The following is a 9,606-nucleotide window of genomic DNA, read 5'->3' as shown; positions in this document are numbered from 1 at the left end:
GGCTCCCAGACCGAGGTGGGCGAGAGCGAGAACACCTACACGATCGACTGGGACGCTGACGGCACGACCGCCAAGAAGGGCAACTATGAAATCACCGAGAACCTCGGTATCCTGACCGTCAACCCGACCAGCGAGAGCAGCACGAACGAGACGCGTCCGCGCACGTTTGACGTGGAGGCGATTACGAACGTTGAGTACAACGGCACCAAACAGGAAGTGGCTCCGGTCGTTCGCGACGCCAAGTCTGGCGTGAAGCTCACCGAGGGCGTCGATTATGAGCTCAGCTACAGCGGCGATACCACCAACGCCGGCCAGGTCACCGTGACCATCACCGGCAAGGGCAAATATGCTAAGACCGCCGAGGGCAAGACCGCCTCTGACGACGAGAGCTACTACATTACGCCCGCGATTCTCACCGTGACCACCGGCTCCGCTGAGAAGTACTACGACGGCGAGGCGCTCGTCGGCAGCTCTGTTAACACCGACGAGTTCCGCTACGGCCTGCGCATCGACGGCCTTAAGGGCGACGACTACGTGACCGCCGTTGCCACGGGCATCCAGACCGAGCCCGGTACGTCCAACAACACCTACGAGATCAAGTGGACCGGCGCCAAGCAGAGCAACTACAGCATCGCCACCGAGAACCTCGGCAAGCTGACCGTCAACCCGACCAACGCCAGCAGCACGAACGAGACGCGCCCGCGTCCTGGCGACGGCACCGACAACGGTGCGGGCGACGGCACGGACGACGGCAACGCTGACGGAACCACCGCCGGCACCACCACCGGCACCGGCACCAACTACGGCACCACCACCGGTACCAACGACGGCACCACCACCGGCACCGGCACCACCACCGGCACCGGCACCACGACCGGCACCAACGACAGCACCACCGAGGCCGCCGCGCCCGCCAACCCCATCGACGCCATCTCCGACGCCCTTGAGGACGGCTACGGAGCCCTCACCGGCGACACCGGCGCCGAGCAGATCTACGACGAGGCAAACCCGTTGGGCGCCGCCAAGAGGACCTGCTACATTCACTTCTGGATGCTCGTCGGCATTCTGGTTACCGCCGTCTATGGCCTGGTCGTCTGGTTCCGCCGCAACAACCACACCCGTAAGCTCCGCAAGAACATGAACGACATCCTGGGTGCGGGCGACGACCCCGACGCCGACGGCGACTCCGTCAGCACTACCAAACCCGCCGGAATGGAGGCCTAAGCCATGAAGAAGAACAACTACGTCGTCATGGCCCTTGCCGTGGTCGCGGGCATCTTCCTGCTCTTCCTCTGGTACTACCTTGGCTTCAATAAGGTCGATAACCCGCTCGACCTCGTGATCTCGATCCTGTGGTGGATCGCCGACGCGCTTATCATCGCCGGCATCATCCGCGCCGAGAACAAGCGCCAGGAGCAGATCCGGACGATCTACGTGTCGCCCGCCGCGCTCTTCAACTCGGAGCGCGGCGTGGTGGCCGTTCCCGATGCGGCCGACCGCATGAGCGTTATGGAGTCCATCCTGCAGGCCCTCGAGTACGACTTCTCCAACGAGGACATGCCCGAGAAGGAGGACTTTGAGTACAAGTACGTCGTGCAGACCGAGACGTACAAGCCTGCCGAGAAGGCCGAGGACAAGGCCGAGGAGGAGAGCGCCGACCAGCAGGAGCAGGAACAGCCCGATTGGAAGGGCAAAGTCACCCGCATCGACCCCGAGAACGGCAACGAGGAGACCGAGTTCTCAACACCCGACGAGCTCGCCGCCCTTCTCGCTGCATAAGACGCGGGGACAGTACCTTCGTCTTATTTCGCAGCGCTATCAGGCCCGACCGGCACCTGCCGGCCGGGCCTTTTCGTTTGCGGGATACCTGCAGTTTGGGGACAGTCCCCTTTTGCACGCGCCTGGACGCTGCGGGCCCGTCGTCGAACCATTGGGCGAGCTGCTTGAAGCGGCGGCTCGTGTGCAAAAAGGGGACAGTCCCCAAACTGTAAATTTGCGAAAGATTCTTGACGGTACCCTCCTCCATCCTTCCCGGGCGGGCCCGCCGAAGTCCCCGCCCGGGAAAACCATGCGGCGAGGGTCGCGCCCCCGGTCATGCGGGGCGCGGCCCTCTTGCTCAAACTGCTCAATTCTTCGTGCTCGCGGTGCTCAGAAAACCGTGGTCACGCGGACCAATTCTTAGTGAACATCAAGATCCAGCGGCATGCGCCAGAGCATGGACGGCAAGGCCCGGCGGGTGGGCAACGTAATCGTAGGAGGTGGTTCCGCAGCCTCAAGACCGGGCGCGCGAGGATAAGCGGGTACGGGACGCCGGCCGCCTAGCCGGTCGCACCACAAGACGCGGGCGCTCTTTCGGAGCGTGATTCTGTGTTCAAACAAGTCAGCCATTTTATACCGGGGGTTGGGCTCTAGCTGAATCAGCAAGTCCGTTTGATACCGGAGCCCGCAGATGCGGTGTCTCGCGGTCCTTCAGCTATAGTGATTGCAGCTGGCCAATATGACGGGGATTTCTTATGCGCGATTTCGATTTCAGCATCAAAAGTTTGGACCTGAAAAATTATCGAAGGTTTGAGGCGCTTCATGTTGCTTTTGATGAGCATCTGAACGTAATCGTCGGTAACAACGGCGCCGGAAAGACGACGTTGTTGGATGGCTGCGCTGTTGCGGTGAGTTCCCTGCTTACAAAAATGGAGGACTCTCAGAGCTGCGGTATACGAAAGGCCGATGTTCGCTACATCACCGTGCAAAAAGGCTCTTCCACAATCCGCCAGAGCCAGTATCCGGCGAGCGTTGGGGCCATGGGTTCACTCAACGGCCATCCGTATTGCTGGTCGCGCGAGCTGTCCTCCGATAAGTCGAAGATGACGATAAAGGGCGCCCAGTCAATTATTGCCGCCGGCTTCGACCTGCAACAGCGGGTTTCCGCAGGCGACGACGTTGTTTTGCCGGTATTGGCTTATTACGACGCTAACCGCTTCGCCGTCAAGGCTGCCGGCGGTGGCGTATCGGGGGCGCCGGCCTCTTACCTGGCCTCGAGGACCAAGGCTTACTCGGATGCTTTCGACGCGTCGATTAATGAGAAGCAAACCTTGACCTGGATGCGCAACATGACGCTCTGGGAGCTTCAGTCGGGCTCGAAAAGCCCCGAGCTTGCCTGCGTCATGCGGGTTTTTGCGAACTGCTATGCAAGCGCTGCCGGCGTGAATGGCGCCACTGCGTACTTTGATCTTCAGCTTCAGGACGTTGCTGTTAAGTTCGAGCTCGAGACGGGGGAGGTGGCAATCGAGGCGACCTCGTCCATGAGCGACGGGTACCGTTCGGCGGCCCTCATGTTCGCCGATATCGCCCGCAGGATGGCCCAGCTGAACCCTCAGCTCGGGGAAGAGGCCTGTCTTGCGCCGGGTATCGTTCTGATTGATGAGGTCGATCTTCACCTGCACCCCAAATGGCAGGCGCGAATTATGGACGATCTAAAATCAGCTTTCCCGTATGTCCAGTTTATCGTGACCACGCATGCGCCTATCGTTATCTCTTCGGTCGAGGCGAGCTGCCTGCGCATCTTGACATCGGGCGGCGTTGTTTGTCAGGCTACCGAAACGTACGGGGGCAATATTGCTCGGGTGCTTAAAACAGTTATGGGGGTAGACGAACGCCCCGCGTTCGTTCGCGAACGATTCGAGGCCTTTTACAGAGAGCTGGATGCGGGGGAGTTCGATGCGGCCGAGGCAGAGCTCAATGCCCTGATTGGCAAAATAGGGGCGAACGACACCGACGTCGTTGCTGCTCAGACAGCTCTATTTCTTGAGCGGTTGTGAGGCGGCATGATCCCCATCAATAAGCGCGAGAAGCCAAAGGTGCTGACGGATGCGCTTCACGAGTTGCGCTCAACCCCGAGTGCTGTAGTGTGTTGGGGAGAGGTTAGGAATCAAAGGCCCATTCGTGAGGCTCTGTGTCGCGAACAGGGCGGGCTGTGTGCTTATTGCATGCGAAGGATTGATCCCGACTCGTCCCATGTCGAGCATATAATTCCGCAAAGTGCCTGCGAACCCGGTCAAGACGTCGCGTATGACAACATGCTCGCGGTTTGCGACGGCAATGAGGGAGCAGGCGACGGGAGCGCGCTGATTTGCGACAGGGCGCGGCGCGATCGCGCTCTGGTGGTGAACCCCCTGAAGCCCGAGACGCTGAGGGGCATCAAGTACTACGGGAACGGGAAAATCGACTCCGACGATGAGGCGGTCCGAAAGGACCTGAATGAGACGCTGAATCTCAATTGTGAGGCGGCGTACCTTCCCCAGAATAGGAAAGCAGCAATCGAGGCTCTCAATGAGCGGATGAAAAGCTCCGCGAGCCGAAGGAGTATTGTGTCTGCGTGCAAAAAGCGCCGTGACGGTATTGAAGAGAGCGAGCTTAAGCCTGAGTATGCTGGCGCCCTGCTGTATTTTCTCGACAGGAGGATTCGTCGAGGCTGACGTGGTTGCGGACCCTCTCTGGAGGTGAACGTCCAGATGCGGGGGGTGCCGACTTGCAAAAAGGGGACAGTCCCCTTTCTGCAGCGCTTCTGGGACAGACCTGCACGCGGTGACAAGTTCGTTGTGCTGCACGACAAACCTGTCACCAGCAGCGGCACGAAATGACAGGTTTGCGCCGCGTCCCGTCCTTCGCCGTTGTGCGCTATAGCAGCGAGAGGAGCAGGTAGGCCACAACGCCGACGACGCAGCAGCCGAGCATCGAGCGCGTGCGCCACGCCACCGCGATCACGACGCCGGTGGCAAGAAGCGCAGGTAGGGTGGGGGGAAAGAGGTCGTTGGCCACGAGCGCCGCGAAGGCCGCGGGCGGGATGTAGCCCAGGGCCTCGACGACCCGCGGCGGCAGCTCTCGCCCGCGCAGCAAGAAGATCGGCAACGTCCGGCAGGCCAGGATGACGGCAAAGATGGGCAGCCAGATGGCAAGGAAATCGGCGAGGGTCATCGTTCTCATGAGACATTGCCGCCCTTCTTACCTGCGGTGGGTTTAACCGCGCCACCCACCGCGCCCCCCGTCGCGCCCGCGCCGCCGCCCGCAAGAAGCGCCGCCGCGACCCCGATGACCGCCGCCGCCGGCACCGCAATCGCCGTCGCCCCCGCAGCCTTAAGCGCTACGACGGCTGCGATGGCCGCCCCGGCCGCCACCACGTTGCCGCGGCGCGCGCCCGCGCCCGAGACCTGGCCCCACAGCAGGTACGTGAAGAGCGCCGTCATCGTAAAGCTCGCCACGGCCGTCGGGATGTCCACGACCCCGCCGAGGGCGCCGCCGGCCGCCACGCTCAGCGCCCACGCACCGATGGTCAGCCCGTTCAGCGCCAGCGCGTGGCGGAAGGTCCAGCTCTTATCGCCGTCCGTCAGCTTGCTCAGCGTGACGCCGTAGCCCTCCTCGATGAGGGTCGCCGCCATGGCGAGCGCCGTGCGCTTGCGAGCCTTTTGCAGGTGAGGCGCGAGCGACGCCGAGTACAGCGCGAACCGCAGGCTGACGGCGCAGACGCTCGCCACGATGGTCGCCGCCGGCATCCCGGCGAGCCACAGGTTGTTGATCATGAACTGCGCCCCGCCCGAGATTACCGTCACGCTCAGCAAGAAGCCCTGAGCTGGGCCGATGCCGCACTTCGCGCCGAGCACCCCGCACGCGAGGCCGATAGGCACATAGCTCAGCATGATTGGCCACGCGGCCGCGAGCACCTTCTTCACACCCAACCCCTTCACGCGGACAAGGGGACAGTCCGCGGACAAAGGAACAGTCCCTTTGTCCACCACGTCCGCCCCAAACTGAAAACCAATTTAAGATTCGCCTGCTATAGTTCATCCGTCAAAGCGATTCGGAGGTCCCATGCAAAACAAATCCCAGCTTAGCACCGAGAAACCCGCCCCGTTCGAACGCGTCCTCGACGCCCGCCTCGTCCTTTCGGTCGTGGCCGCCGGCATCATGTCGTTCTCCGGCGTCTGCGTCGAGACGGCCATGAACGTTACCTTCCCCACGCTGATGTCCGAGTTCGGCATCGGCACGTCGACGGTCCAATGGCTCACCACTGCCTACCTGCTCGTTCTTGCCGCGATAGTGCCCACGTCGTCCTACCTCAACCGCCGCTTCCGCACCAAGCACGTGTTTATCGCCGCCATGGTGTTCTACATCGCCGGCATCGTCTGCGGATTTAGCGCGCAGAGCTTCCCGATGCTCATCGTCGGTCGCGTCCTCGAGGGCATGGGCACCGGCATCGCGCTTCCGCTCATGTTCAACATCATTACCGAACAGGCGCCGCAGAGCTGCATGGGCACCATGATGGGCATCGGCACCCTGGTCACGGCCATGGCGCCCGCCATCGGCCCGTCCGTCGGCGGCTGGCTTGCCGAGAACTTCGGCTGGCGCTCCATCTTCGCCGCGCTGCTGCCCGTTCTCGCCGTCGCGCTCGTCCTCGGCGTCGGCTCGATCCGCCAAAGCCACGAGGTCAGCCGCGAGAAGTTCGACGTCCCCGGCTGGGCCGCCATCGCCGCGAGCTTCGCGTGCCTCGTGTTTGCCGTCGACCTCGGCTCCGGCTTCGGCTGGGTGAGCCCCGCGACGCTGGGCCTCTTCGCTGCGTTCGCCCTGCTCCTCGCTCTGTTCGTCGCCCGCGAGCGCCGCGCAGCCGAGCCGCTCATCCACCTTTCCATCTTTGGTGAGCGCCGCTTCGTGATGGGCGCCGTCGCCATCGTCTGCCTGCAGTTCGTTGTGCTGGGCCTGAGCTTCTTGCTGCCCAACTACTCGCAGCTCGTCATGGGCACGGGCGCCACGGAGGCCGGCTCCATCCTGCTTCCCGGCTGCGTCGTCGGCGCCGTCATGGCCCCGCTTTCCGGACAGATCCTCGACCGCATGGGCCCGCGCCGCCCGATCCTCGCCGGCGCCGCGTGCGCGTTTGTCGGCACCGTGCTTTTCGCCGTGCTGAGCCAGAATTTGCCTACGCTACCCGCCATCTGCATCTATATCGTATTCGCCTTCGGGCAGAGCCTCATGGTGGGCAACTCGATGACCACCTCGCTCGGCTTTTTGCCGGCCCAGACCAAGGCCGACGGCAACGCGGTGATCAACACGCTGCAGCAGCTCGCCGGCGCCATCGGCACGAGCGTGAGCTCGGCCATCGTCAATGCCGCGCAGGTAGGCGTGGCCGCCGATGGCCTGGCTGCCGCCACCATGAGCGGCTCGCGCGCCGCCTACGTGCTTCTCGCCGTCGTGGCCGTCGTCCCCTTCGCCGCCATGTCCTGGGTCACCGCCAACCGCAAGTAGCGGACAAAGGGACAGTCCCTTTGTCCACCCCAAATGAAAGGTTTGCGCCCGCCAAAAGGGGACAGTCCCCTTTCCGCAGCGGTTTAGGGACAGACCTGCGCCGGGTGACGGGTTCCCCGCGCTACATAAAATGACAAGTTCGCGCCGCGCCGCTCCCGCTGTGCAAGGTTTCGCCGCTCGTGCGACGTCCGGGGCATGCCGCTGCAAGGTTTCGCCGCTCGTGCGACGTAAACTCGCGCCCGGCGCCGCCGCGTCCCCGCAAAACCCCAGTTGGCGAGAGCTCGCTAGCGCGCAAACACCGAAATCCGAGCAAAAGAACGTCGCACGAGCGGCGAAACCTTGCATGCAACCTCGCTTTACGTCGCACGAAGCCCCAAACCTTGCAGACCTGCCGTTTGGGGACAGTCCCCTTTCCGCAGCGGTTTGGGGACAGACCTGCACGTGGTGACATGTTCCAGCTGCTGCACGAAATGACAGGTTCGCGCCCCAATTGTGGGTCCCGCCGCCCGCCGCTACCGCCTGCCGCCCAGCCGCAGGGGCGCCGCATGGATGCAAGTATCAAGAAAATCGAGGCGTTCGTCGCCGTGTCGCGCACGGGCAGCATCACCGCGGCCGCTCGCGAGCGGGCCTTGCGCAATCGACCACGAGCCGCGCGGCGTCGAGCCTCGAGGACGAATGGGGCGCGCAGCTCTTCAACCGCCGTGGCCCTGAGCTGCGCCTCACTCCCGACGGCCGGCGCCTTCTCGCCGGCGCGCAGGCCGTTTGCGACGCGTCCGCCCAGCTCAAGCGTTATGTGAGGGCCGTCTGCGACCTCGACGACGGCATCATCGGCATCGCCGCGCTCGCGGGCGTCGTGGTTTTGCGCCTGCCCGGGCCCCTGCGCCGTATCGCGGCCGACCACCCTCACGTGGAGATAAACATCTCGGAATCAACGTACGGTGAAGAGGAGCGCCAGCTGCTCGACGGAGTCGTTGAGCTGGTCTTTATTCCCACGGAGACGGGGGAGGGCTTCGTCTCGGAGCCCTACGACAAAGACGAGCTCGTGGTCGTGACGCCGCGCGGGCACTTTGTCCCCGGGCTTGCGGCGGTGCCCATCGAGTCGTTCCTCAGCGAGCGCTTCATCGCGGACAACGAGACCGCGCCGCTGCTGCAGTGCGAGCTCGCCGCCCGTGCGTTCCTTCGCTGCCTGCGCTGACGCCGCGTGGACAAAGTGACAGTCCCTTTGTCTACCGCGCCCGCGTGCGGCGGGAGGTCGGCTAAAGCAACATCAGGTCCACGAATATCGCCAGTTCAACGATCCCGACCGCCGCCCATCCAGCGCGAGCCTCAGCCTTTAGGCGCTTGCGGTCACCGATCGTCGTTCCCCGAGCGGCTTCCGCGATTATAGCGAGCGCCATGGGGATAAGCAGCGCCCCGCTCTCGAGTTTCCTAGAAACGCCGCCGCCCAGGCCGACTGCGCGCAGGACAAGCCATCCGACGGGCCCCGCCAGAAACAGCCACCAAAGAGGGTCGGCTGCGCAATGTCTCAGCCACTTAAAATAGGGCTTTTCCAGCAGCCTCATCGTGCATCTCCTTCCGTTGCCCGAAGACTTGGTCGCCGCCCGTCGCGTTGATATTACTCGGCTCGAGCGGCGCATCCCACCTAGTAGAGCGCCGCCCCGGTAATTTGTTTGACCGTTCGATGCGGGATATGGTTTCCTTTTCGATAGTACCTGGTCGTGGAGATAGTGACCCGCACGCCGTGCGAGGAGGAAGGACTCGCCACGTTGTTAACCGCGGTGCCGACGGCGTTCACCAGCCCGGTGATCTTTGCCGCCATTGTGGCGCCGGCAACAAATGCGAGCAACGCCGATGCGAGGGCGGCCACCGTCGTGACGGTGCCAACGACGCTCTTTATCTGTGCATAAGAGATGTTCTTGGTCGAGTAGGATGTACGGCTTCGGGCATTTCCCGCAACCGGCTTCTCATCCGCCACGGCAAGGTCGCCGACGAGCTCAACGGTCTCGCCTGTGTAACTGGAGGAAACGATTGAATTATTAATGTCATACACAATCGCGTTGACGACGCCGGTCGTGCGGTTGGCCGCGGTTACCGTCCGAACGCCGTCGGTCTCTTTAACGCTGATGTCGACCAGGCCGTCGCCGTCGCGCACGGTTAGCACTTCGCCGCCCGTCTCGGCCTCGGTCTCGCCCGCGAGCGTCTCGACGCCCGGGCCGAGGGCCGTTGCCGCGATGCCGGTTGCTGCAAACAGCGCGCCCCTAATAAAGCCGCGCCTGCTCAGATTCGCCTTGCCCATGCTGCTCCATTCTCTGGGAT

General features: G+C 63.3%; 9 protein-coding genes and 1 pseudogene. 6 read left to right on the top strand and 4 right to left on the bottom strand.

Translation table 11 applies throughout. The features are described from left to right. The 4 genes and pseudogenes from U5709_RS07045 to U5709_RS07030 form a co-directional block, all read left to right on the top strand. Positions 1 to 1,224, top strand: a pseudogene (locus U5709_RS07045) (hypothetical protein); the annotation flags it as partial. Positions 1,225 to 1,227: 3 nt separating this feature from the next. Further along, complete coding sequence (locus U5709_RS07040) at positions 1,228 to 1,779, top strand: hypothetical protein (RefSeq protein WP_321972406.1); 552 nt, start codon at positions 1,228 to 1,230, stop codon at positions 1,777 to 1,779. Positions 1,780 to 2,513: 734 nt separating this feature from the next. After that, entirely contained in the window at positions 2,514 to 3,815 is a 1,302-nt protein-coding gene (locus U5709_RS07035; RefSeq protein WP_321973083.1) for an AAA family ATPase, read from the top strand. Positions 3,816 to 3,821: 6 nt separating this feature from the next. Continuing rightward, entirely contained in the window at positions 3,822 to 4,472 is a 651-nt protein-coding gene (locus U5709_RS07030; protein ID WP_321973082.1) for a retron system putative HNH endonuclease, read from the top strand. A 202-nt stretch (positions 4,473 to 4,674) separates the two neighbouring features. On the opposite strand, the gene U5709_RS07025 is transcribed toward U5709_RS07030, so the two are convergent. Further along, on the bottom strand, positions 4,675 to 4,980 hold the full coding sequence (locus U5709_RS07025; protein ID WP_321972403.1) for an AzlD domain-containing protein: 306 nt from the start codon (positions 4,978 to 4,980) through the stop codon (positions 4,675 to 4,677). Beyond that, positions 4,977 to 5,723: an AzlC family ABC transporter permease gene (locus tag U5709_RS07020; protein ID WP_321973084.1), complete on the bottom strand. Its 747-nt coding sequence runs from the start codon at positions 5,721 to 5,723 to the stop codon at positions 4,977 to 4,979. The genes U5709_RS07025 and U5709_RS07020 overlap by 4 nt, the downstream gene beginning before the upstream one ends. A 139-nt stretch (positions 5,724 to 5,862) precedes the next feature. On the opposite strand from U5709_RS07020, the gene U5709_RS07015 reads away from it, so the two are divergent. Together U5709_RS07015 and U5709_RS07010 are read left to right on the top strand one after the other, a co-directional pair. Continuing rightward, on the top strand, positions 5,863 to 7,290 hold the full coding sequence (locus U5709_RS07015; protein ID WP_321972401.1) for an MDR family MFS transporter: 1,428 nt from the start codon (positions 5,863 to 5,865) through the stop codon (positions 7,288 to 7,290). A gap of 490 nt (positions 7,291 to 7,780) precedes the next feature. Continuing rightward, positions 7,781 to 8,485, top strand: a complete 705-nt coding sequence (locus tag U5709_RS07010; RefSeq protein WP_321973081.1) for a LysR family transcriptional regulator — start codon at positions 7,781 to 7,783, stop codon at positions 8,483 to 8,485. A gap of 61 nt (positions 8,486 to 8,546) precedes the next feature. Here U5709_RS07010 and U5709_RS07005 read toward each other — a convergent pair whose 3' ends face one another. Then, a complete protein-coding gene (locus U5709_RS07005; RefSeq protein WP_321973080.1) occupies positions 8,547 to 8,852 on the bottom strand; it encodes a hypothetical protein in 306 nt (101 codons plus the stop codon). An 80-nt stretch (positions 8,853 to 8,932) separates the two neighbouring features. Then, positions 8,933 to 9,586 (bottom strand): hypothetical protein, encoded by a 654-nt coding sequence (locus U5709_RS07000; protein WP_321972398.1) that lies wholly within the window; start codon positions 9,584 to 9,586, stop codon positions 8,933 to 8,935. Between the last annotated feature and the right edge of the window lie 20 nt (positions 9,587 to 9,606).

The sequence above is a fragment of the Paratractidigestivibacter sp. genome (genome assembly GCF_963660155.1).
Lineage (GTDB): Bacteria > Actinomycetota > Coriobacteriia > Coriobacteriales > Atopobiaceae > Paratractidigestivibacter.
This window is presented reverse-complemented; position numbering and strand designations above follow the sequence as displayed.